The 22,776-nt window shown below is 63.0% G+C and carries 24 protein-coding genes; 9 read left to right on the forward strand and 15 right to left on the reverse strand.

The features are described 5' to 3' along the window. Positions 1 to 135, forward strand: a 135-nt coding sequence (locus ABMA59_RS37470; RefSeq protein WP_425475858.1) for an integrase core domain-containing protein, incomplete at its 5' end; no start/stop codon positions are given. A gap of 337 nt (positions 136 to 472) precedes the next feature. On the opposite strand, the gene ABMA59_RS34775 is transcribed toward ABMA59_RS37470, so the two are convergent. Next, positions 473 to 1,228 carry an SDR family NAD(P)-dependent oxidoreductase gene (locus ABMA59_RS34775; protein ID WP_349009958.1) on the reverse strand — a complete coding sequence of 252 codons (756 nt, stop codon included), beginning with the start codon at positions 1,226 to 1,228 and terminating at the stop codon, positions 473 to 475. Between the two features lie 198 nt (positions 1,229 to 1,426). Here ABMA59_RS34775 and ABMA59_RS34780 point away from each other — a divergent pair, with 198 nt between their 5' ends. The 3 genes from ABMA59_RS34780 (at position 1,427) to ABMA59_RS34790 (ending at position 3,102) form a co-directional block, all read left to right on the forward strand. Continuing rightward, positions 1,427 to 2,005, forward strand: a complete 579-nt coding sequence (locus tag ABMA59_RS34780; RefSeq protein WP_349009935.1) for a L,D-transpeptidase — start codon at positions 1,427 to 1,429, stop codon at positions 2,003 to 2,005. Positions 2,006 to 2,171: 166 nt separating this feature from the next. Beyond that, positions 2,172 to 2,315, forward strand: coding sequence for an ABC transporter (locus tag ABMA59_RS34785; RefSeq protein ID WP_349005073.1), 144 nt, complete (start codon positions 2,172 to 2,174; stop codon positions 2,313 to 2,315). 160 nt (positions 2,316 to 2,475) lie between these two features. Continuing rightward, positions 2,476 to 3,102, forward strand: coding sequence for a hypothetical protein (locus ABMA59_RS34790; protein ID WP_349009936.1), 627 nt, complete (start codon positions 2,476 to 2,478; stop codon positions 3,100 to 3,102). Between the two features lie 259 nt (positions 3,103 to 3,361). Here the strand turns inward: ABMA59_RS34790 and ABMA59_RS34795 are convergent, their stop codons facing one another. Together ABMA59_RS34795 and ABMA59_RS34800 are read right to left on the reverse strand one after the other, a co-directional pair. Continuing rightward, positions 3,362 to 3,721: a low affinity iron permease family protein gene (locus ABMA59_RS34795; RefSeq protein ID WP_349003310.1), complete on the reverse strand. Its 360-nt coding sequence runs from the start codon at positions 3,719 to 3,721 to the stop codon at positions 3,362 to 3,364. A 19-nt stretch (positions 3,722 to 3,740) separates the two neighbouring features. Continuing rightward, on the reverse strand, positions 3,741 to 3,968 hold the full coding sequence (locus ABMA59_RS34800) for a hypothetical protein (RefSeq protein WP_349009937.1): 228 nt from the start codon (positions 3,966 to 3,968) through the stop codon (positions 3,741 to 3,743). A 443-nt stretch (positions 3,969 to 4,411) separates the two neighbouring features. Between ABMA59_RS34800 and ABMA59_RS34805 the strand changes: the two genes are divergently transcribed. The 5 genes from ABMA59_RS34805 to ABMA59_RS34820 all read left to right on the forward strand — a co-directional run bounded on the left by ABMA59_RS34805 (position 4,412) and on the right by ABMA59_RS34820 (position 7,016). Next, positions 4,412 to 4,714, forward strand: coding sequence for a DUF1236 domain-containing protein (locus ABMA59_RS34805; protein ID WP_349009959.1), 303 nt, complete (start codon positions 4,412 to 4,414; stop codon positions 4,712 to 4,714). A 61-nt stretch (positions 4,715 to 4,775) separates the two neighbouring features. After that, positions 4,776 to 4,991: a hypothetical protein gene (locus ABMA59_RS34810; RefSeq protein WP_349009938.1), complete on the forward strand. Its 216-nt coding sequence runs from the start codon at positions 4,776 to 4,778 to the stop codon at positions 4,989 to 4,991. Between the two features lie 330 nt (positions 4,992 to 5,321). Beyond that, entirely contained in the window at positions 5,322 to 5,621 is a 300-nt protein-coding gene (locus ABMA59_RS37475; RefSeq protein ID WP_425476048.1) for a BA14K family protein, read from the forward strand. Between the two features lie 354 nt (positions 5,622 to 5,975). Further along, positions 5,976 to 6,341 (forward strand): hypothetical protein, encoded by a 366-nt coding sequence (locus ABMA59_RS34815; protein ID WP_349009939.1) that lies wholly within the window; start codon positions 5,976 to 5,978, stop codon positions 6,339 to 6,341. A 102-nt stretch (positions 6,342 to 6,443) separates the two neighbouring features. Continuing rightward, on the forward strand, positions 6,444 to 7,016 hold the full coding sequence (locus tag ABMA59_RS34820) for a hypothetical protein (RefSeq protein WP_349009940.1): 573 nt from the start codon (positions 6,444 to 6,446) through the stop codon (positions 7,014 to 7,016). 218 nt (positions 7,017 to 7,234) lie between these two features. Here the strand turns inward: ABMA59_RS34820 and ABMA59_RS34825 are convergent, their stop codons facing one another. From ABMA59_RS34825 to ABMA59_RS34880, 12 genes are all read right to left on the reverse strand, one after another. Next, positions 7,235 to 7,891 (reverse strand): response regulator, encoded by a 657-nt coding sequence (locus ABMA59_RS34825; protein WP_349009941.1) that lies wholly within the window; start codon positions 7,889 to 7,891, stop codon positions 7,235 to 7,237. Further along, positions 7,884 to 9,284 carry a sensor histidine kinase gene (locus ABMA59_RS34830; RefSeq protein WP_349009942.1) on the reverse strand — a complete coding sequence of 467 codons (1,401 nt, stop codon included), beginning with the start codon at positions 9,282 to 9,284 and terminating at the stop codon, positions 7,884 to 7,886. Before ABMA59_RS34830 ends, ABMA59_RS34825 begins: the two co-directional genes overlap by 8 nt. A 1,596-nt stretch (positions 9,285 to 10,880) precedes the next feature. Then, positions 10,881 to 11,753, reverse strand: a complete 873-nt coding sequence (locus tag ABMA59_RS34835) for an SMP-30/gluconolactonase/LRE family protein (protein WP_349009943.1) — start codon at positions 11,751 to 11,753, stop codon at positions 10,881 to 10,883. A gap of 1 nt (position 11,754) precedes the next feature. After that, positions 11,755 to 14,271 (reverse strand): ATP-binding cassette domain-containing protein, encoded by a 2,517-nt coding sequence (locus ABMA59_RS34840; RefSeq protein ID WP_349009944.1) that lies wholly within the window; start codon positions 14,269 to 14,271, stop codon positions 11,755 to 11,757. An 8-nt stretch (positions 14,272 to 14,279) separates the two neighbouring features. Beyond that, a complete protein-coding gene (locus ABMA59_RS34845; RefSeq protein ID WP_349009945.1) occupies positions 14,280 to 15,362 on the reverse strand; it encodes an ABC transporter substrate-binding protein in 1,083 nt (360 codons plus the stop codon). 29 nt (positions 15,363 to 15,391) lie between these two features. After that, positions 15,392 to 16,357, reverse strand: coding sequence for an ABC transporter permease (locus ABMA59_RS34850; RefSeq protein ID WP_349009946.1), 966 nt, complete (start codon positions 16,355 to 16,357; stop codon positions 15,392 to 15,394). A 2-nt stretch (positions 16,358 to 16,359) separates the two neighbouring features. Next, complete coding sequence (locus tag ABMA59_RS34855) at positions 16,360 to 17,346, reverse strand: ABC transporter permease (protein ID WP_349009947.1); 987 nt, start codon at positions 17,344 to 17,346, stop codon at positions 16,360 to 16,362. Then, entirely contained in the window at positions 17,343 to 18,866 is a 1,524-nt protein-coding gene (locus ABMA59_RS34860; RefSeq protein WP_349009948.1) for a sugar ABC transporter ATP-binding protein, read from the reverse strand. Before ABMA59_RS34860 ends, ABMA59_RS34855 begins: the two co-directional genes overlap by 4 nt. A 52-nt stretch (positions 18,867 to 18,918) precedes the next feature. Next, a complete protein-coding gene (locus ABMA59_RS34865) occupies positions 18,919 to 19,908 on the reverse strand; it encodes a substrate-binding domain-containing protein (protein WP_349009949.1) in 990 nt (329 codons plus the stop codon). 76 nt (positions 19,909 to 19,984) lie between these two features. Continuing rightward, the gene (locus tag ABMA59_RS34870) at positions 19,985 to 20,761 is read right to left on the reverse strand and encodes an SDR family oxidoreductase (protein WP_349009950.1); all 777 of its coding nucleotides are present in this window, start codon (positions 20,759 to 20,761) and stop codon (positions 19,985 to 19,987) included. A gap of 2 nt (positions 20,762 to 20,763) precedes the next feature. Further along, the gene (gene dgoD / locus ABMA59_RS34875; RefSeq protein WP_349009951.1) at positions 20,764 to 21,936 is read right to left on the reverse strand and encodes a galactonate dehydratase; all 1,173 of its coding nucleotides are present in this window, start codon (positions 21,934 to 21,936) and stop codon (positions 20,764 to 20,766) included. Positions 21,937 to 22,010: 74 nt separating this feature from the next. Beyond that, a complete protein-coding gene (locus ABMA59_RS34880) occupies positions 22,011 to 22,754 on the reverse strand; it encodes a FadR/GntR family transcriptional regulator (RefSeq protein WP_349009952.1) in 744 nt (247 codons plus the stop codon). Positions 22,755 to 22,776 lie beyond the last annotated feature (22 nt).

A 22,776-nucleotide genomic window follows, 5' to 3' on the forward strand; every position in this document is an offset into this window, starting at 1 on the left:
ACGCTCACACAGGCCCGCACCGCCATCACCGCATGGAAGGAGGACTACAACCACCACAGACCACACTCGGCCCTCGGCAATATGCCGCCAGTCGAGTTCGCAATCAAATCCACGCTGGAAAAACAGGCCGCATGAGGCCTAAATCGAAACCCAGGACTCTCCCTCAAGCCGGAGGAGATTGGGGTCTCACGTCACCGAAAATCGCTCACGAACTTTACGAGACCGTTCGAAAGCTAGGTGGGCCGTCTGACCTATTGTCCATCCTCGGAAGCTATGGAGACAGCCTCAATGACGAGGATGTTCTGGCGCGGCTCCGGGAATGGAACGTCGCCCACGAGCTCAACCGTCACGAAGAGATGAGTCAGTCGACACAATCGCCTCTCGAAAATGCGCGACCGTAGCATGGCGCAGTTGTCCTCGCTTTTCAGGAGCTTCACCCGGGCGACGAGGCCGGACTTTACCCATCCGGGTGCTAATGGGCCGTGTAACCTCCATCAACGAGCTGGAGGCTACCGGTTATGAAACTCGCGTCATCGGACAGAAGAAAACAAACCAGAGCCGCAACCTCTTCCGGTTTGCCGCGTCTGCCCATCGGCTGAAGCGTCAGCATGCGCCGTACTGTCGCTTCCTCGGAGTACTCGGAAAGCAGCGGCGTATCGATCCAACCGGGACCCACCGCATTAATGCGGATACCCATTTTTGCATATTCCATTGCGGCGGCCTTGGTCAGTCCCACGATTCCATGCTTGGCCGCTGTATAGGCGGAAGCAGTCGGCAGCCCGACGGAACCGAGGACGGACGACATGTTAACGATGGCGCCTCCGCCCCTCTGCAGCATCGCTGCGATTTCATATTTCATGCAATAGAAGGTGCCGTTCAGGTTGACGCTCATCAAATTGCGCCATTCATCGAGCGGGTAGTCGGCCGTGGACGCCCGCGCGCCGCCAATTCCTGCACTATTGACGGCAAAATCCAGGCCCCCGCATTCCCGAACCGCGAACTCAACCAAAGACTGAACGGCAACGGCGTCGGCGACATCGACCCCCAAATCGTACGCCTTACCGCCCGTAGCACGGATTTCCGTGGCGACCTGATGGGCAGCGCCAAGGTTCAGATCAGCGGTTACGACCTCCGCTCCCCCCACCGCGAGTTGGCGGGAAACAGCGGCGCCAATTCCAGAGCCAGCACCAAAGACAATTGCGACCTTCCCCTCGAAGCCTGGCTTCATCGTCGCTCCTTTTTTGATGACATCATAGCATTTGGCGGTAGCAGGCGGCAGTCTTCGGCAGGACTCCTGGGACGGCAGAGGTTCGTCCTGTGGAGTGTTCCGATAGGTCTCCATGCGCCAACTCGGACACTCGGCTGGAGACATGGACAGGATGGAGCCGAATGATAAGGTGCCTGCGCGCACGAGGAAGGTCGTTGAATGGTTGCGGAATGCATTGCGCGGCGAAGTTTGTTGCTGGCGGGCCTCGCGCTTATGGGCAGCGGCTGCGTGCCGTCCATCAGAGACCTTGGTGGTCCTTCCCCTACAACATTGGATCGTCGTTTCGAGCGGCAGCGTGTTGCATATGATTCGAGCGAACCAGCAGGATCGATTGTAGTCGATACCTCAGAACGCTTTCTCTACACAATCGAAAGCGGCGGCTACGCGATGCGGTATGGAGTCGGTGTCGGTCAGGAAGGTCTTACGTTGAAGGGACGGGCGACGATCGGACGTAAGGCCGTCTGGCCTTCTTGGACGCCCAGCGCAAGCATGATAAGGCGGAAGCCGCGGCTGGCGCAGTACGCCGGAGGCGTTCCAGGCGGACCGAACAATCCGCTCGGCGCACGCGCACTCTACCTTTACCGTGGGGGAGATGACACCAGATTTCGAATCCATGGCACAAACGAGCCATGGACAATTGGTACCGCGGTGTCGAGCGGGTGCATTCGCATGACGAACGACGACGTCATCGATCTTTACGACCGCACTCCGGAGGGCACAGCGGTGATGGTACTCTGATCCGCCCATTGGCTGAGACCGGTGAATTTTTGGTGTTCCAGCCGTCGCTTAACCATTTAGGCAAACGTTCAACGGGTGTGTCCTTCCTGCACTAGGCTCCCCTGTGTTTCAGGCCTAGCCTGAGGTTGTTACGTCGCATTGATTCCGCCTTGGAAGAGGATACCCGATGAGCAGAATTCTGATCGCAGTAACCGCCGCCATTGCTGTTTCAAGCCTAAGTGCTTGCGCCAGCTGGGACATCGGCAAAGGCAAAGGAAAGGCTCCGGCCCCCGCCGTCGTGGAGACTGCCCCGGCTCCTGTCTACAAGTAAACATCCCCTCGTTTGAGCCTGGAGGGGCTGCGCCCCCTTGCAGCTAAAGTCCATCAAACTTGAGCGATTGTAGCAAATCGCAATCGGGTTTGCTGGTAGCTGAGACGCGACATCTATGTCGCGTCATGGGCCGGGGTGTCGCCTTTTGGGATTCGAGAATATGACGCTTGCCGGTTACCGTCTGGCGTATGTTGGTTTGTTTGCTTTCGCGATGGCGGCCTGCCAGTCGAGCGACAAGAGCCCTCAACCGCGATACGTATCCGCGTTCGCACCCAATGCTCCAACTTCCGTGCTGACGGCGCCAGCACAGCCGCAAGAGTTGGCGCCGGATGCCGCTCAACGCGTCGACACAGGATATTTTATCGAGTTCCGCTCCCGTTACGCTCTCAGCTATGGCCATACCTACGTGGTCTTCGGCCGGACGAATTCGGCTGGTGCGATGATTAATCCGGAGGTCGCGGGGCTGCATCCGGCGTCGACCAGCAATGTGCCCTACGTTCTCGGGCACTTCGTACCGGTCCCAGCCGAAACAGGATGGAGCGACGGCGACCTTGAGGAGGAGTACCGTTCCGCAAGCTGGCGTGTGATGCTGACCGAAGCCGAATACAAAGACGTCGTCGCGAGCATCAGGAAGATACAGGCCAGTTCGCAGACGTGGCAAGCATCGGTATACAATTGCAACGCCTTCGTAGCGTCGATCGCGCAATCCATGGGGTACAAGACGCCCGGCATCTGGTTGCGACCGCAACAGTTCGTAACAAAGCTTCGAGAGATGAACACAGGGTAATGTGATGATTAAGGCTCAGACTGCGGTTATTCTATTTCAAACGCGTCGGCGTCGATTTTACGCCGCGCTGACGTTACTTACTCAGTTTACGCAGGAAAGCAGACATGCCATCCCTCATCGGGTGCCATGGTCACTGACGAGTGGCTGTAATGATGTAACACTGCATGTCCAAGCCTGTGGATGAAGTGGCTCGCCCTATACTGCGCGTTCGAGGGAAGCTGAGGAACTCCATCGCGATTGTGGAATTCGAGGCAGCGATCTAGTCGTCTCCTGGCCAGGGCGGCATCTGGTGGGCTTCGCGCTCCAAGCGGCGGACGGTTTCCCGAATATGCTTCGGGTCTTCGTGCTCCAGGCCGACCACGTCGTTGCGTGTCTCCCGTAAAGCCACAACGATCTCGTCGAGCTTCGCATGGATCGCGGCAGTGTCGCGGTACCCCTGAACGAGCACGACACCGGTGATGACGATTGCCGCGACACTCAGACCGAAGGTGATGAAGTCGGCGCTCAATCCCAACGGAACCAGTAGCGTGCATCCGAACATCAGAAGAAGGATGAAATAGAAACCCGGCGGCCGGCTGAGGAAGTCGGCGGCTCGAAAGAGATGCGGGTCAGGACGCATGATGTCTGTCCTCCAGACGTTAGATGTCGGCCCCCTCGGTTGACTGATTTGGAAGGTCGGCGAGCCCGATAAGTTCATCGCGCCCGCGAACGCCGCGCTGGAAAGCAAGGATGAGCGCGCTTGCGATTTCCCCTACTCGTTCCGATCGCGAATCCAGGAAGCGCCTTGCCACGATCGTGTCGTAGCACTCCTGCAATAGCTTGATTTCGTCTGGTCGGAATGCCTGTGCTTCGCGGCGAGCCTGCATACGCCAACCTCCAAGATGCGCCCGTCGCCGAGTATAGCTTTTGACAGGCCCGGCGACGGGCAACAACCCTTTGGCCTGTTGGTGCAAGGGCCTGTCTGCGCAGTGAGGGACGGGAGCTGCGCATCTGTGAAACTGCGAACTCAACTGACAATCACTCCCAGGCTCAGGAATGCAAGGCCCGCAGCGATGACCGGGTAGAAAAGCCACCGTGCCTGATAAACGCTGTTGTCCCTGACTGCCTCCTTTTGATTGGGCAGCAAACGGCAGCAGACTAGCGAACGTTCCAAACGGCGGTCTTTATGGGACCAATGCGTGTGAACATTGGGACATAAGTCCCATCGCCGATAGGCCCTGAGACCTACGCCGGAACCTGCTGAACAAGGAGCCGTTTGATGGGCAGCTTCGAACAAAGCGAAGCAAATTCAGTCCTCAGGGAGATTGTTATGAAAGCCTACCTCACATCTGCTGTAGCTGGCTTGGCGCTCGCTGCATCCGCTGGTTCTGCGATGGCGCAGGACGTCGTCGTCATCAAGCCGGAACAGGAAACAGTGATCCGCGAGTATGTGAAGAAGGAGCCGCTCGCTTCGATCAAGCTTCCCGGCGTCGAGCTGAACGTCGGAAACACCGTTCCAGACACGGTGGAGCTTCATGAAATCCCCGACCAGACGTATCGTTACACGGTTGTGGACAACCGAACTGTGCTGGTCGACCCAGGTACCCACAAGATCATCCACGTCATGGACTGATTGGGGTGTGGCGCAAACCTCGGCCCCGAGCCGGGGTTTGGCACCCTCAGAAGAGCACTCCATGGCGGATCACGGCAACGAAAGCTTCTTAATCGCCGTTGACCTCCACGGTTTGATCCACGCCGTTGAGGAGACGGATATGCCGAACAAGGGGAAGGCATTCTGGAAGCGCTGTGGCGGCGGCGACATTCCAGCCGGCGCCAAGCTCCTTCGAAACGGCGAGGTAACCTGCCCAAACTGCGCCAAGATCCTGGAACGCGAGCGTCACGCCGGCTGAATGTGGTCGTTGGGAGAACCCTCAGGCCAAGGAGCGCAGATGGGCTTTTTTCTTACGGGATTGAGCGGTTTCGTCGCAACGATCGCGATTGCTGGTGGGGCCATCTTCATCAGCCATCCTCGACCGGTTCCGGCGTGGGGAATTGACAAGGGCACGTCCTCAACTGGATCAGTGGTGGGGGCCGCCCGAACTTTAAGACAAGAGGCGCCGACCTACATGGGTTCCGGAGCAGCAAGCAATGCTTCGCCTGTGGACATGATGGTTACCGGCGCACTTCCCGATCGAGGGTCTCCAGCTGCTGCCGCCTCCACGGCGTCCAACGCAACGATGATGGACCACACCCGGTGGTGCACTGAACACTATCGTTCATACAGCGCGGTGGAGAACAGCTACACGTCCTACAAAGGCGTCCAGCGAAATTGTGTCTCCCCGTTCAGCGAAGGAACGAATAGGACCGACCAAGCGCGTGTTGCTCACCCGGAAGCGGTTATCGGTCGAGCCGATGTCGGCTTATCGGCGACCGTCGACGCAAGACACAAGGCTCTGTGCTTGGCGCGCTATCAATCCTACAATTCGCAAGACAATTCCTATCAGCCTTATGGAGGCGGACCGCGCCGCCAATGCCGGTAGATCGACCAGAAAGTGTCTGCCCCGCTTTCACCCCGACCGCGAAAGAACGCGGGAGGCAGTGACCTTGGGCGCCGGCATCAGTGAGAGCGCTAAGAAGTTGGCGAAAGCTCCGAGCACCGCAAGAAGGCCACCAGTGCCGGCCGATGCCAGGCTGCGCCAATGCGGCAGTCCAATATCGCGGACACACCTCGCGCCGCCGGTCCGCTAAATCTCGGATCATCGGCCAGCGATATTCGGACCCTGGTCTGGTCCGGACCGCAATGGTCTCGGCCGGATCGAACCGGCGCCGCGATCCGCCTAACCTCCTGTCTGTCCGCACCAAGTGGACTGCAACACCCGCCCAGGAGGTTTTAAATGACGATGCTTCTCTTCCGCCGCATGAGCGCGGCATTCGCCCTCACCGCGCTGGCCTCCGGTTTTGCCGCTGCGCCCGTCTCGCTTCAGTTCGCCGGCATGACCCCCACTGTCAAGGAAGCCAAGGCCTTCGCCCGCAAAGGCGCCGATGATCCTGCGGGACATATCCGCCAGGCGCGCGGCCGGGACGACGCCCCGGGCGATGACCGTGGCGGCGTGCGCGGCGGCGGCAAAGACGACAGGGGCGCCGACGATCGCGGCGAAAAGTCGCGCGGTGGCGATGAAAAGGGCGGCAAGACGCGCGGTGGTGGCGACAGCGGCAAGGGCGACCGTGGCGGCCACGACGACGGCCCGAACCACAAGTGACCCGACTTTCCAGGACCGGTTAGCCATCCGGCGGGCCGGTCCTAGAGCCTGCCGATTTTCAGACTAAGGTCCGACGACCCCGGCACGCACGCGATGTAATGTATGGTCATGGTCAAGACCGGATTTGATGCTGGAAGAAGCGGCCGGCGCGATGCCTCTCGCCGCGTGTCCGGCGCGCTGGCACCCGTCTTGCGGGTTGCTTTCGCGGCACTGATGCTGCCTGCCGCCACGGCGACGTTTTATGCCGGCCTGCCCATGGCCGCCGCGATCGCCAAGGATGGCGGCAGCGGAGGCGGCGGCAGCGACCATGATCGCGGCGATCATAGCGGCAGTGGCGGAAGCGACCACAGCGGCGGTGATGACGGTGGAAAGGGACGCGGCGGCGACGACGATGGCGGCGAAGATCGTGGCGACGATGGCGGCAGGGGCCGTGGCGAGGACAGCGGCAAGGGTCACGGCCGCAGCGTCGGACGATATCTCGACTCGCTCAAAAGCCGAGGCCGTGTCGTCTGGTCCTCTTCCGCCAACGGCGTGCTCGAAGTGCGTTATGCCGACGGCTGGAGCGAGCGCGTGAAAGGCTCGATCTACTCGCTGGTGGACCCGGCGCGACGCAACGTGGTCAGCAGGCCCGCCCGCACTTCCGACACAGCGCGGCTCCGCGCGGCGATGCCCTGAAGCCTCAGCGCGCCCAGGGAGAACGTTTCGCGCCGGATCGCGCGGCAAAAAGACTCACAAGAGCGAGAAGAAATTAGATTGAAGCGTTCTGCCGGCGACGGTTTGGGCCAAAGTCGAGGGCTTGGTCGCAGGCCGGGGTGGGGCCCGGACGAGACAAAGCCCGACGGATTTGGCCCAAACCAGCCCTGCAGAATGCTTCAAGCTAGTCTCATCTCGCTCTAAGATTGCTTTTTCCAGCTTTCCTTGGCCAGCACCGCCGCCTCAACGCGATTGCGCGCGTTGAGCTTCTGCAGGATGTTGGTCATGTAGTGCTTGACCGTCTTCTCCTGCAGGTCGAGCTTTCGGCCGACCTCCTTGTTGCTCAGCCCCTGGGCGACCAGCTTGAGAATCTGTTCCTCTCGCGCCGTCAGGGCGGCCAAGGGCGAGTCCGCCGGAGGTGCGGCCGCCGGACGGGTTTTCAGGCTGACCAGCAGCCGGGCGGCAAGGCCCGGCGAGACGTAGGATTCGCCCCGCGCGATGCCCGCCAGTATGCCGATCAGTTCGTCCGCGCCGACGCCCTTCAGGATGTAGCCCTTCGCGCCCGCCTGCAGCGCGCTCATGATGTCGTCGTCGGCTTCCGAAACCGTCAGCATGGCAATGTTGATGCCGGGCTGCGCGGCCGCGATCTGCCGGGCTGCCTCCACGCCGTTGCCGGGCATTGATATGTCGAGCAGCATCACGTCCGGCTTCAGTTCGCCCGCCAGCCTGACCGCCTCCGCGGCGCTGGCGCCCTCGGCGACCACGTCGAAGCGGCCCTCGCCGGCTAGCGTTTTCACGACCCCGCGGCGGTATAGGGGGTGGTCGTCGACCACGATCACTGTCTTGCGTTCAGGCATCGTTTGCTCCCGCTGTCACATCGATCGCCAGGGTCATCACCGCCTCGCCGCCTTCGGGCGCTTCGAACGTGAAGGCGCCACCGAGGCTCTCGATCCGTTCGCGAAGCCCCGCCAGGCCGAGGCCGCCGCTTTCCGACGCCGCCTGTCCGCTGGCAGGGCCGTTGCGCACGCGCATGGTCAGCGTCTCGCCGCTGGCGACTGCCTCGACGCGCTGGTCGACACCCCCGGCATGACGGAAGGCGTTGCTGAGCCCCTCCTGCACGAACCGGAAGACGCAGATCTTCAACGCCGCCGATGGCTTTTCGGGCAGCGGGCCAAAATCCAGCGCCACCGGCGTCGTGGTCAGGCGCTCATGCGCTTGCGCCAAGTCGCGGATGATCGCGGCAAGCGGCTTGTTTTCGATATCCGGCAGCGAAAGCCCGCCGCAAATGTCCCTTATCTCGCGCATCGCCTCGTCCAGCGCGCTCTTGACCACGGTCATTTCGGAAAGCCGCGCCGCCTTTGTCGATCCGTTTGCCAACCCCAACAGCCGCAGCGCCGCAAGGCTGATCAATTGGGCCGGCCCGTCATGCAGGTCGGCCCCGACCCTGCGAAGGAACCGCTCGTTGAGTTCGCTTGCCCGTCCGGCCGCGCGCTCGACGCGCAGCCGCAACTGCCGATTCTGCTCGGCGGCGCGCATGGCCTCGCTCATCCGTATCCGGAGCGCCTCGCGCTGCCGCTCGATGACCGTGCTCGCCCGGTGCACGATACCGAACAGCGCGGCACCGATCATCAGCATCATAGTCGCGACCAGCAGCCAGGTCTGCACCATCGCCCTGCGCAGCGTCGCCTGCAGGTCCGTGGCGTCCTCGTAGAACTCGGCGACCGCGATGATGTGACCGGTCCAGGCCTCACGGATCGGACTGTAGATTTCGAGCAGCGGCAGTCCTGATGCCTTCTCGTTGGCGCTCTCTTCGTCGTCGAGTTCGTCAAGTTCCGCGACGATGCCGCCAGCGAACGCCTTGCGCAGGCTTTCGGACACCGGAAAACGCCGGCCGATCATCGTGTCGTCTTCCCCATAGGCGATCAGCCCGTCCGGCTTCCAGATCTTGATGGACACCACGCGCTTCCCGAACTCGCTGCCGTCCAGCAGTTCCTCGATCGCCCGGATAGGGCCGATCGACAGCGTATCGGTCGTGTCGAGTTCCTGGGCGAGCGGCCCGATATAGCTGTCCATGAAGAGCGCCGTCGCGCCGGCGGTGTTGGAGACCACGCCTTGCGAGATCACGCTTGTCAACCAGTATCCGGCGATGATTGCCGCCCCGCACATGACCGCGCTACCGATCAGGGCGAAGCGGACCGAAAGGCTGAACGCATTGTACCGCGCCCGCAGGCCCCGGAAAAAACGCGACAATGACTTCGCCATGCAGTCGACTTACCGGCATTCGCCGGTACTGACAATTGGACGGCGGTCTGAACGCTTCAGACCAAGGTCTGGCGAGAAGCCACTTACGCCGAAAAGTCGACATCGCAAACATGTTGACCCGTAAGGACGTCCGACACCTATTGCCTAAGTGCTCGATTATCACAGAGCGGTTTCTTGGACTCCGCAAAAGCCACATCGCTAGCTGGTAGTGATCAGTGTGCTCGCCTCCCGCTCGTCGGCGCGGCGCTGCTGCCTGTTCATCGGGGGAGCAGCCGACGACGACTTTATCGGTGGGAACGATGGCGTGGCGGGTGTGTTAGTTGAGGAGATAGAGTAACCTATCCACTGGTTGAATTTCTAGTGTCAAATCGATAGAAGGGAAATTTTCCTCGATTTCATGGGGAGTATTTGCAAAGATAATTGAGCAAATACTTCCGATGGAGGGCAGAATTAAATGGCATGTCGCTTGCGCTGCACTTTCAATTTACCCTCAGCAACGGCTGACGTGGTCGCAGATAAGTTACCCAAGAATGCAACACCTTTGACGCATGACGAGGTACGCACGATATACAGCGGGAAAACTGGTGTCTACAGGTCACCAGATGTCTATTATGGTCCGAACGGAACCACAAAAGTCACTTTCGGCAAACCCAAGTCGACCGCAACAATGGCTTAGTTTACTCTTGATTGCCTCCACTATTGTGAACGAGCCAAAAACGACGGCCGGACCATTCATTCCAATTCGCCCTTGGCACGGCGGTCTGCAATTTCCCGATTTCGTACATCGGAGCCAAGGAGGAGACAGGCCAACCAACGCGTTGCAAAAGGCGTACCAACTCAGACCGGGCGTAACCATCCAGCGAAGGCGATAGGCTAGGCAACCCGTCTGGGAGGGACTTCGACGCTTCCGGTACTAGTAGCATATGTGGAACGGCCCCTTCAGGCCAAGGATGTGGTTGAGACTTTGGCCTGCGGGAGGCGGTGCGCCCATATGTCCGGCCTTTCAGTGCGGCACATGTGGCGGCTGGCCTCGATGAAGTCCGCGTCGCGGGCAGCCAAACACCGGCACGCACTTGAGGGTGCGTTGGTATCATCGGCTTGTCTCGCGTCGGGATTTCGTCCCGTGGGGTCATCATCGTCATTCTGCACCTTTGTCCCTTCGACGCGCTGCGGTTGACCGCGCCGAAAGCTTCCGTCGTCAGGACTGGTAATGTCTGCGCGCCAACTTCCTCTCAAACCGCGTCTTCGACGACTAGGACGCTGTTATCCGATGTGGCCTGCGAGGCTTTGCGTAAGCTCCTCGCACAGCCATCCACTATAACCTCAATCGGTATGCGTGGTTGGGCAAACATAGGTCAACTCTGACGGCATGTGGAACGGCCCGTTCTCCGCGGCATCATGTGCCAAGGGAGGGGCGAGTCGCCTCTGGTCTTGCTGTTGTTAGCTTAGGCACGTCCATGCGGCTCACCGCGCGCCCCGCAACAGCCCGAAATACGTGCAGGCAGCAGTATATTGCCATAGTACCCGGCCCGGTAGAGGTTTAAATTTGCGCTGTGCCAGGGTTTTCTGCCTCTCGGATGCCGACTATCCACGGAAGCGTGGCTCGGCCATGCCAGCCACTCCCACGTCAATAGCCAGGAGCGAGCCTGCCAAGGATTGGCGGGAAAGCGCTTCGCCTTCAAGGTCCCAGATCGCCGTCGTCACAAAGAGCGTTTTGAGGTCGGGGCCGCCGAACATGCAGCTCGTCGGCTTCTGGACAGGCAGTTCCACGATACGGTCGACCTGTCCTTCCGGCGAATAACGCACCAGGCGCCAGCCGTCCCATTGCGCATTCCAGAGAAAACCTTCGGCATCGATGGTCGAGCCGTCAGGCGCGGCGGCGGAGCCTTTTGTCGAGGCGAACAAGCGCTTTCGCGAGATGGTCCCGGTGTCGCGGTCGAAGTCGTAGGCATGAATGGCGCTGTCCATCGTGTCCGCGAAATAGAACGTTTTCTCGTCGGGACTCCAGGCCAGCGAATTGGAGATGCCGATCCCCGTCTCGATTTGCGTGACCGTCAGGTCGGTATCCACGCGGTAGAGCGCGGCCGTATGCTCGGAAAGCCGGTCGTCCATCGTGCCGACCCAGAACCGGCCCTGCCTGTCGCATTTGCCCTCGTTGAAGCGGTTGCGCGAAATATGCGCCTCCGGTCTAGCGATCCAGTCGATGTGGGCCGTGGCCGGATCGAAGAAGACGAGGCCGCTGGCCAGCGCGCAGATCAGGCCGCCGCGTTCGCGCAGCGCAAAGGAGCAGATACGCTCGGGAAAAGTCCACTCGTCGACCTTCCCCGAGGCATGGTCGAGCCGGCGCAGCCGGCAGCCCTCGATGTCCACCCAGTACAGCGCCTGCTCCGCGACATCCCAGACGGGAACCTCGCCGAGCTTGTCCTTCGCGGCATAGACTTCGCGCACAACAGTCATTTCACGACCTCCCCGACGAAATCCGTCTCAGCCACCGTCCCCCGGCACCTCGGCCCGCATCCCCGCGCAAGGCGAAGAAGCAAACCGCGACCAGGGTCAGCGCCCCCGTCCAGACATATTGCCAGTAGGCGGAGACATGGAGCTGGTTAAGTACGTTCTGGATGAGCATGACAAGCAGTGCGCCGACGAAAGTGCCGAACGCCGTGCCCGACCCGCCGAGGATCGGCGTGCCGCCGACAACCACCGCTGTCACCGACGCCAGCGTGAAAGCCGAACCCGCCTGCGGATCGCCCGATCCGATTCGCGCCGCAATGATCAGCCCGGCCACCGAGGCCGCGAGCCCGCTAAAAGTGTAGGCGGCGATGCGGACCCGGCCGGGCGAGATGCCGACGACCTTGGCCGCCTCGGGGCTCGCACCGGTCGCATAGAGGCGGGCACCCGCGCGGGCCCTCAAAAGGATGAGTTCGAACGCGAGGGCAAAGAGCAGCGCGGCCAGGAAGATCAGCGGTACATAACCCCAACGGATCAGGATGGCCGCACCGAGATCGGCGTTGAACCCTCCGCCCGGCGCCGGCCGCACGATCAGGGCAAGGCCCTGGACCACGGAAAAAGTCGCCAGCGTGGCGACCAGATCCGGGATTTTCAGCTTCTCGATGATCAGGCCGTTGGACAGTCCGACGAGCAGCCCCGTCGCCAGGCAGGCGGCGAGGCCGATGGGGATGGGCAGGCCGGAATCCGGCGCAAGAAGATGTGAGGCGATGGCGGTCACCAGGCTGATGACGGGACCTACGGTCAGGTCGATGCCGCCGAGCAGGATGACGGCGAGTTGGCCCAACGCCGCGATGATCAGCGGCGCGGACTGATTGGCGATCGAGGCAAAATTGCGCGGCGTCAAGAAATAGGGCGTGGCCGCTGCAGTCGCGGCGACGATGGCAAGCGTAAGGGTGGCGAGAATCAGCGTCGGCGCGTAACGCGCAAGCATCGGCCGCCTTGCACGCCGGCGCGGCTCCGCCGGCATTGCTTCGGTCCTCGCTGCCGCCGCACCGCGCGTAAAACCGGCGACCAGCCGCTCTTCCGTCGCCTCGGCGGCCGGAAGTTCGTCGACAATTTGGCCTTCCGAAAAGACGAGGATGCGGTCGGACAGGTTGATGAGTTCGATCAGGTCGGCCGAGACCACGACGACGCCCGCTCCTTGCACAGCAAGCTGCCGGATGAGCCGGTAAAGCTCGAGTTTGGTGGCGACATCGACACCCTGGGTCGGCTCGTCGAAAATGTAGATGCGCGGAGAGGACAAGAACCAGCGCGCGAAGACGATCTTCTGCTGGTTGCCGCCGGAGAGCGTGACGACAGCCTGTTCGATGGACGGCGCCTTGACGGCGAGGCGCGTCGTTTGCTCGGTGACTGCCACGCGTTCGGAGGCGGCATCGAGCAGGCCAGCACGGGCAAACCTTGCTATCTCCGGCAGAGCAACGTTTTCCCGAATCGTGTGATGAAGAAACAAGCTCTCGGCCTGCCGGTCGGCCGGCACGTAGACCACGCCGGCGGCAATCGCCTCCGCCGGAGATGCGGGCGCGTAGGTCTTGCCGTCCAGCACCATGTCGGTAACTGCGCCGCCCAATCCGAACAGGGCACGCGCCACCGCTTGCTGGCCGCCACCCTGGACGCCGGCCAGCCCCAGGATCTCGCCGCTCCTGACGGCGAGCGAGAGTTCGGGCGACCGGTCGTCGACACTGAGAGCGTTGACGGCCAGAAGCGGCTCTCCGACTGCATCCGCGCGCGCGGGATACACGAGGTCGACGGACCGGCCGACCATCATGGCGACCATCCTGTCGGGAGAAGTCTCCCCGATCGGAACGGTACCGACCACCTCTCCATCCTTCATCACGGTGACGCGGTCGGCCAGTTCCATGACCTCGTTCAGGCGGTGCGAGATGAAGACGATACCCCTGCCCTCGGCGCGCAGCCGCTTGAGGAGGACGAAAAGCTCTTCGGTCTCCGAGGCGGTCAGGGCCGAGGTCGGTTCGTCGAGAATGAGAATGCGGGCATTGCGCGACAAGGCACGGGCGATCTCCACCTGCTGCCGCTCGGCCCTCGACAGGTCGCCGGCCGGCCGACGCATGTCCACATCGGAGCCGATCGCCTCAAGCGCTGAGCGCGCTTCGTCGCGCAACCGGCGCTGGTTGACAAAAACGCGCCCGGGCTCGCGCCCGAGCGCTATGTTGGCGGCGGCGTCGAGCGTCGGCACCAGGCGCGTGTCCTGGTAGACCATGGCGATCCCCAGTTCGAAGCTGTCGGCCGGGGAGTTGATCTCGACTTCCCGGCCCTCGACGGACATCCTGCCCTGGTCGGGAGGATGAACGCCGGCGACGATGCGCATCAGCGTCGATTTGCCGGCGCCGTTCTCGCCGACCAGGGCATGGATCTCGCCCGGTCGCACATCAAAAGAGACTCCCTTCAGGGCAAGCACCCCGGGGAATCTCTTATGGACGCCGGAAACCGTAAGAAGCGCTTCGGCCACGGAGCGCCTTACGACTTGAAGATGGCGCGCAGTTCGTCGTCGGTGAGCGAGGTGTCGGCAAACACACCGTCCGGCAGGTCGGGCCGCAGGTACTTTTCGTAGTTCGCGGCGGTGATCAGCGACGGTGTCAGGATCTGCTGCTTGGCGACTTCCTCGCCCTTGAGCAGACTGACCGCGGCGCGGAGCGCGAAGATACCTTGCCAGGTCGGCTCGGACAGAAGGCCGATATCGAATTTCGGCTGGTTCGGCTTCTCGGCCTTGTAGAGTTTCAGGAGCCCGTTGTAGTCGTCGCCGGTGACCGGGACGAGCGGCTTGCCGGCGGCGAGCAGCGCCTTCATGGCGCCCGCCGCGTTCTGCCCACCGTCGCACCAGACGCCGTCGATCTCAGGATAGGCGGCAATGAGATCGGCCATGACGACCTTCGCCTTGTCCTCTTCCCAGAAGGCGTCCTTGAATGTTAGCACCTCGATGCCGGGAGCGAACGCCTTCTGTGCGCCCTCCCAGCCGGCGGCGGTGTAGGAATTGCCCGGCAGTCCGCCCAGCGCGACCACCTTGCCTTTGCCGCCCAGGGCATCGTTGAGCCATTTGCCGAGGACGCCGCCCTTCTTGACCGGGTCGGTGCCGACATAGGTGCTCCAGCCCTCGCCATCGACGGGAAGGTTGAACGGCACGGTGACTACACCCTCGTCGGTCGCGCTCTTCAGCACCGGCGCCACCGCCGATCCGGAATTGGCGATGACAAGAATTGCGTCGACCTGCTGGTTCACGAGCGTCTCGATGTCGTTCACCTGCTTGTTGATGTCGCCCTGGCCGTCGACCACGATGAACTCGGCGATGTCAGGCGTCTTCTTGGCTTCCGCCTGCAGCGCTGCGATCGCCATGGCGCGCCAGGAATTGCCGGAGAAGCCGTTGGAGAAGCCGATGCGATAGGGACCGGGTTTGGCCATGCCCTTCACCATCGCGCCAACCGGCGTGAGTTGCGCCCCCTCCTGGGCGAATGCCCGGGTACCGAGCGCCAGGCCAGCGGCCAGTCCCGCCGCACCGCTCAATACGGCCCGGCGGCTTATTGAAGAATGAAACAAGGTCTTCATGCTGCTTTCCTCCGTTGCAGTAAGTCGGCTCAAATGGCCGAACCCGTTCGACGCGACATCGACAGCACGCGGTAGGCAAGGACGCTGACCAGGATCAGCAGGCCCTGCACGACCAGTTGGGTGCCGCTCGATACTCGTATGATGTTGGTGAAGCTGGACAGTTCGGTGATGAACACGGCGCCGCCCATGGTGGCCAGAACGCTCCCCGCCCCGCCGGTCAGCGCAGCCCCGCCGACGACCACGGCGGCCACCGAAGTGAGCATGAACTGGTTGCCGATGCCGAGCGAGGGGGAACCTGTATAGGCCGTCAGCAAAAGGCCGCCGAACGCGGCCGTCAGCGACGACAGCATATAGGCCGACAGGTCTATCCGGAGCGTCGACACGCCCATCATGCCTGCTGCGCGCGGATTGGCGCCGGTGGCATAGAGCCGCCTGCCCCAGACCGTCTTGCGTGTCATCACCAGAAGCAAAAAAGTCAGCGCGATCCAGAACAGCGTCGGCACGGGTAGGCCGAAAAGCGCGCCGTTGCCCACCCACTGGAACGACGCCGGCGTGCCGCCGGACGGCGCGCCGCCGGTGTAGACCAGTGCTGCGCCGAACAGGATCGAGTTCATGCCGAGCGTGGCGATCAGCGGCGTGATTCCAAGCGCGGCGACCAAAAGCCCGTTTATGGCGCCGACAGCCAGCGCCAGGAAGACGACCATGCCCACGGCCAGCGGAATATTCTCGCTGAGGCCTGCCATCAGGCTTGCCGCGACGATGTTGGTCAGCGTCACCACGCCTGCCTGGGAAAGATCGATGCCGCCGGTGAGGATCACGATCGTCTGGCCGGCGGCGATGACGCCGAGGAAAGACGCAACCTGCAGGATGTTGATCACCTGGCCAGTGCTGAACATGGCCGGAGACAGCAGCCCCGACACGACATAGAGACCGGCGACGGCGATCCAGACGGCGCCGAAGCTGCTCAGGATTTGGCTGACGCGCCCTGGCGACATGCCTATTCCCCGTTCCGAGTGCGCTGGCGTTCCTGGACGATCACAGCGAGGATCAGCAGGGCCCCCTTTGCGAGCAATTGGTAGAAGGTCGGCACGCTGGTCAGGATCATGCCGTTGTTCAGCACGCCTATGATCAGCACGCCCAGCATGGCCCCGACGATGGTGCCCTTGCCGCCTTGCAAGGCGCAGCCGCCAAGGATGGCTGCCGTGATCGCCTCGAGTTCGAGTCCCTGGCTGCCCGAAGCCGGCTGGCCTGACATAGTGCGGCTGGCCAGCACGATGCCGGCAATGGCCGCCGCGCAGCCGCTCATCGCATAGATGCCGACCTGGTAGCGGTGCACCGCTATGCCGGCGAGCCGGGCGACCGTGGGATTTCCGCCCATCGCATAAATGTTGCGTCCCACGATCGTCTCGCGGGTGAACACGATGAACGCCGCCATAACCGCGATCAGCAGCCAGATCGCGAAGGGCAGGCCGAGCAGCGTGCCGGTGCCGAGCAGGCGTAGGCCGTCTCCGACGATCGGGATCGAGTTGCCGTTGTTCATCAGATAGGCCAGCCCGCGGAACGCGGACATCGTGCCGAGCGTCGCGATAACCGCGTTCACCGGTCCATAGACGATGATCAGCCCGTTGACGGCGCCGGCCAGCAAGCCAGCCGCGAGGCAGGCAAGGATGCCCAGCGGTATCGAGCCTGTCTCCTGTAATGCCACAGCCAGGACCATGGTGCTCAATCCGACGATCGAGCCGACCGAAATATCAAGCCCTCCGGATACGATCACGACAGTCTGGGCCATGGCGAGAATGCCGAGAATGGTGACCGCAAGCCCGATATTGATCAAGTTGCGCGGCGTGAAGAACACGTCGGGACGAAGCGCACCGAATATGGCAAGCAGTACGACCAGTGAGATCAGCAGGCTGACGTTCTGGGCGCCGATCCGGCTGAACCAGCCTCTGGACGCCGGGCGAACGTTGGTGATGTCGGCGGTCACGATGCTTTCCTTTCCCTAAACTCGGTCTCGGGGCGCATCGCCAGCGCCAGCACCATCTCTTCCGTCGCGTCCTGCCATGCAAGCTCGCCGCTGACGGTGCCGTCCTGCATGACGATCACCCTGTTCGCTAGGCCGAGAAGCTCGGGCATTTCCGACGAAATCAGCAGGATGGCGAGGCCCTGCTCGGCGAGGCTCTCGATGAGCCGGTAGATTTCGGCCTTCGCCCCGACATCGATGCCTCGCGTCGGCTCGTCGAGGATGAGCACTTTGGGCCCCCGCGCCTGCCAGCGGGCGAAGACGACCTTCTGCTGATTGCCACCCGAGAGCTTGCCGACCGCTTGGTCGATTGAAGGCGTCTTCACCCGCAGTTGGGAGACATGGTGGTCAACCAGCGCCCGCTCCCTGCGGTGGCTGAAGAAGCCGAGGCGCGAAATCTTGTCGGGCACGACCAGGCTGACGTTGGCACGCACCGATTGCTGCAGCAGCAGCGCCTCCTGCTTGCGGTCCTCCGGCACCAGGCCAATGCCGGCGCGCACCGAGTCCGACGGCTCGCGCGGCAGGTATGCGGCGCCAGACACCTCCATGCTCCCGGCAACAAGCGGATCGACGCCGATGATGGCGCGGGCGACCTCGGTGCGTCCCGCGCCCACCAGGCCGCCCAGGCCGACGATCTCGCCGGCGCGGATTTCGAGGCTGACATCGTGGATCTTCGACGTCGCCACCCCGGACAGCTTCAGCAGCACCGGGCCGACTGTGCGCTGGCGGCGGTTGAACAGGTCGCTGACCGGTCGGCCGACCATCAGGCGGACCATCTTGGCCTCGTCCAGACGCGCCATGGGCTCGTCGGCCACCCGCTGGCCATCGCGCATGACGACGCAGCGATCGGCAAGGCCGACTATCTCGCGCAGCCGGTGCGAGATATAGACAATGGCGACACCATCGGCCTTGAGGCGGCGGATCACGCTGAAAAGGCGTCCGGCTTCGTCCTCGGTGAGCGACGATGTCGGCTCGTCGAAGGCGATCAGCCGCGCGCCCGGCCTGAGCGCCCGCATGATCTCGATAAGCTGCCGCAACGCCGGGCTCAGCCCCTCGCATCGCTGCGTCGGGGACAGGACCTCGTCCATTGCGAAGGTGCGCAGCAGGTCCCCAGTGCGGCGGATCAGGTCGGCACGGTCCAGGAAGACCGCGCCGCGTGAACGCATGTCGCCGATGAAGATGTTCTCCGCGACGGTCAGCTCCGGAATGATCTCCGGTTCCTGGTGGATAACCCGGATGCCGAGCGCATGCGCGGCGCGCGGCGAGGAAAGCGACACGGGTTTGCCGTCGACAAGGACGTGCCCGCTGTCCGGCTGATGCTCTCCCTCCAGCATGCGCATGAGCGTCGACTTGCCGGCCCCGTTCTCGCCGACGAGCGCCGTCACCGTAGCGGGAGCGAAACCGACCGACACGTCGCGCAGCGCCTGAACCACGCCGAAGCGTTTCGAGACCCCCACGACCTCGACGGCGTGCTCGTGGCTCATTCGCGCGCGATCCCAGCCGGAACCGCGCGCCCTGCGCAGTGCATCGTGTCCGCTACTTGCAACCCAGCGTATCCTTGAACTGGCCGAAATTCGCCGCGTTGATCAGGGTGGCGTCCTGGAAATATTCCTTGATCATCGGCTTGCCGTTAGCTTCGTCATAGAGCGCCTGGATTGCGGCGGCGCCGTGCTTGGCGCTGTCCAGCCACATCGTGCCGCGGAAGCCGGTCGGCTGGCCCGAGGCGAAAGCCTCGCAGGACCGCGAACCGTCGATGCCGATGCCAATCACGTTGCTCGCGGCAAGGCCGGCATTCTCCGTGGCGCGCACGCCGCCCAGCACGCCGTCGTCGTTGCAGGAGAAGAACACCCATTTCTCGGCGTCGGAATGGGCGGTCAGCGTGGTCGACACAACGTCGATCGAGTTCACCATGGTGTTGTCGTAGGGGATCGACAGGACGCGCGCCTCGGCGCCGGGGACCGCTGCCACCAGCGCCTCGCGTGCACCCTGGTTGCGCCGCATGCAGGTGTCCGCCTTCTGGTCCTCGATCGAGCCGATCCGCACCTTGGACAGATCCTTGTCCCAGCCTTCCTCCTTGAGAATGCGGGCGATCTCGGTTCCGACCTGCTTGCCGATGTTCATGGCGTTCATGCCGACATAGGCGACGGGCGACCCATCGGCGAAGGCGATGTCGTCGTCGACTGCGATCAGGCCGATCTTGGCGGCCTTGGCTTTGTCCGCGACGACCGGGCCGAGCGCACGGTCCGGAACAACGACGGCAATGCCCTTCACCCCATCGCCGACATAGGTGTCGAAGGTGGTGACGGCCAAATTGGCGTCGAACTGCACGTCCTGGACAAGCAGGTCCACGCCGAGCTCGGCAGCCTTATCCTTGGCGCCCTGCACCTCGCGGACGAACCAGGGATGGTCGCCCATCTTGTTGATGTAGCCGAACTTCATCTTGTCCTGGGCGCCGGCGCCCAGGCTGGTCAGCGCGATGGCGGCCGTGGCGGCAGCCAGCAGGCCTGCCCTCAACATCGTGTTCATAACTCTCCTCCTTGACGATCTCGGTCCGGTAACGATCGGGCTTTCCTGCCTCCGGCGACCGGCCGCCGGCGAAACCTCATTCGTGATAGAGAACGGAACGGCCGCCATCGATGACGATGCAGGCCGCGTTGATGAAGGGCGCCTCGTCGCTGCCCAGGAAAACCGCCGTCATCGCCACCTCCTCCGGCCTGCCGATGCGGCGCGGCGGGTGAAGATCGTGGGCCCGCTGTCGCTCGGCCTGCGGGTCGGCGAATGTGTTCCAGTAATCGACGGCGATCTGCGTCTCGATGTAGCCGGGCGCTATTGCGTTCACCCGGATGCCGTCGGCCGCGTATTGCACACCAAGCGCGCGCACCAGCCCCAGCAACCCGTGCTTGGCCACCGGATAGGGAAAGGTGGACGGTATGATCGCGAACGAATGACAGGACGCAATCGCCACGACCGAACCGGCCTTCTGGCTCCTCATCGCCGGAAGCACCGCTTTCGCCGAATACCAGATACCGTCGAGATCGACCGCAAAGCAGCGCCGCCATTCCTCCTCCGAGGTTTCGAGCGGTTCGTGAAAAACATTGATGCCGGCGTTGGCGACAAGGATGTCGATGCGGCCGAATTTCTTGAGCGTGCTTTTCGCCATGGCCTCGCAGGATGTGGCGTCTGCGACATCGGTCTCGATGAACAAGGACCGCAAGCCGCCGTCCGCCAGTGCCGTCGCGACCCGGCTGCCGCTCTCGGCATCCTTCTCCGCGACCACGACGATCGCGCCCTCGGCCGCCATGGCGCGCGCCGTAGCCTCGCCGATGCCGCGCCCGGCGCCGGTGATGACGGCCACTTTTCCGTCGAGCCGGCCCAACATCGTCACCAGTCCGCGATGGTGCCGTCGGCAAGCACGGCGTTCGTCGTATGTATGACCTCGGGTTGGTAAGGGTGTTTCGCGGCGACCGCCTCGTCGACTTCCACGCCAAGACCCGGCGCGTCGGGCACCTGCCAGCAACCGTCGACCATCTTTATCGGGCCCTTGACGACCTCGAAATACCACGGCACGGCGCCAACCATCTCCTCCTGGATCAGATGGTTCGGCGTCGAGACCGCGAAATGCAGTGCCGCCGCCCCCGCGATGGGCCCGAGCGGATTGTGCGGCGCCACCCCGATCGACACCGCTTCCGCCATCGCCGCGATCTTCTTGGCTTCCAGCAGTCCGCCGCAATGGCAGATGTCCGGCTGGACGATGTCGACACCGCGCGCCTTGAACAGATCGTCGAATTCCGGCCGGTCGACCAGTCGTTCGCCGGACGCGATCGGCACGCGCGACTTGGCGGCGACCTGCGCCAGTGCCAGCGTCTCGCCTGGCGGCAGAGGCTCCTCTACGAACATCGGGCGGCCGGGCGTCAGTGCGTCGATATAGGCCAGCGCGGTCGCGGCCGAGGCCGGCCTGCCGTGGAAGTCGACCATGATCTCGACTTCCGGCCCGACGGCGCGGCGCAGGGCTTCCATGAGACGTCCGACCTTGTCCACGTCGGGCAATGGCGCGTAGTAGTGGGTGTAGGGAACGAACACCGCCTTCAGCGCGCGATATCCCTTCGACACCACCTCGGTGGCGCGCCCGACCAGCGGCTCCTCGTCGAGCGACTCGTAGACGGCACGCATGTCGCCCAGGCCGAGATGCGTGTAGACCTTGACCCGGTCCCGGACCTTGCCGCCCAGCAGCCGCCAGACCGGCTGGCCGAGCCAGCGGCCCATAATGTCCCACAGCGCCAGCTCGATCCCCGAGACTGCCGACATGCCGATGACGCCGAGCCGCCAGAAAGAGTGCTTTTTCAGGATGCGGACGGCCTGCTCGATGTCGCGCGGATCGCGCCCGATCAGCAGCGGCGCGAGGTCGTTCACCGCACCGACAACGGCCTGTGTCTTCCACTCCAGCGTGGCCTCGCCCCAGCCGTACAAGCCGTGCTGGTCGGTCTCGACGCGCACGAACACCCAGTTGCGCATCTCCGCGTTCACGACGCGGGTGCTGATCGAAGCGATTTTCAACCGCAGCTCCTCCCAGAGCCTTAGATCATATGATGTCGAACTATCATATGATCTAAAATGCCGTCAAGGCATTGCTAGGGAGCGAGATGCAGATCGTCCGCGGCGATGTCCAGAAGCCGGTTCATGGCAAGGCGCGCGCCGGCGGTATCGCGAATCCGGATGGCATCTAGCACCGCATTGTGCGCGGAGAGCGCGCGCGACTGCGCTTCCATGAGCGGATTGGTGACAACGAAGGTGGCACGCAACGCGGCCTCCAGCATACCGACGAGACCGCTTAGCACCACATTGTGGCTGGCGGCGATCACCGCCTTGTGGAAGGCTAGGTCGCCTTGGCAGACCCCTGCCGGATCATGCGGGATGCCGGCAACCATGGCCTGGTAGCCTCGCTCGATCTCTGCAAGGTCGGCTCCGGTCGCGCGTCTTGCCGCAAGCTCCGCTGCGGCGGGCTCGAATATTCGGCGCGCTTCCAGCAATCCAGCCAAAAGTTCCTGGTCGTCCTGAATGGCTGGATGCCAGCTCAGCACGACCGGATCGAGCAGGCGCCAGCTTTCGCGTGGCAGAACCCTGACGCCGGCGCGCCGCCGTGCCTCGACCAGGCCCTTTGCAGACAGAACTTTGACGGCCTCGCGCACAGAGGTGCGGCTGACGCCCAACATTGCGCAAAGATCGTCCTCGCGCGGCAAGGCATCGCCCTGAGCGTAATCGCCTGCGAGAATGCGGCTGCCGAGAACGTTAACGACAGCGTCGTGCACCGTGGAGCCCCGCTGATCGGCGGCCGGGCCTATGGCAAGCGCGACTGCGGAAACGGGTGATTCCACGGAAAATCCTTTCGCCTTTCAC

Origin of the sequence: Mesorhizobium yinganensis (assembly GCF_040081985.1) — a bacterium.
Lineage (GTDB): Bacteria > Pseudomonadota > Alphaproteobacteria > Rhizobiales > Rhizobiaceae > Kumtagia > Kumtagia yinganensis.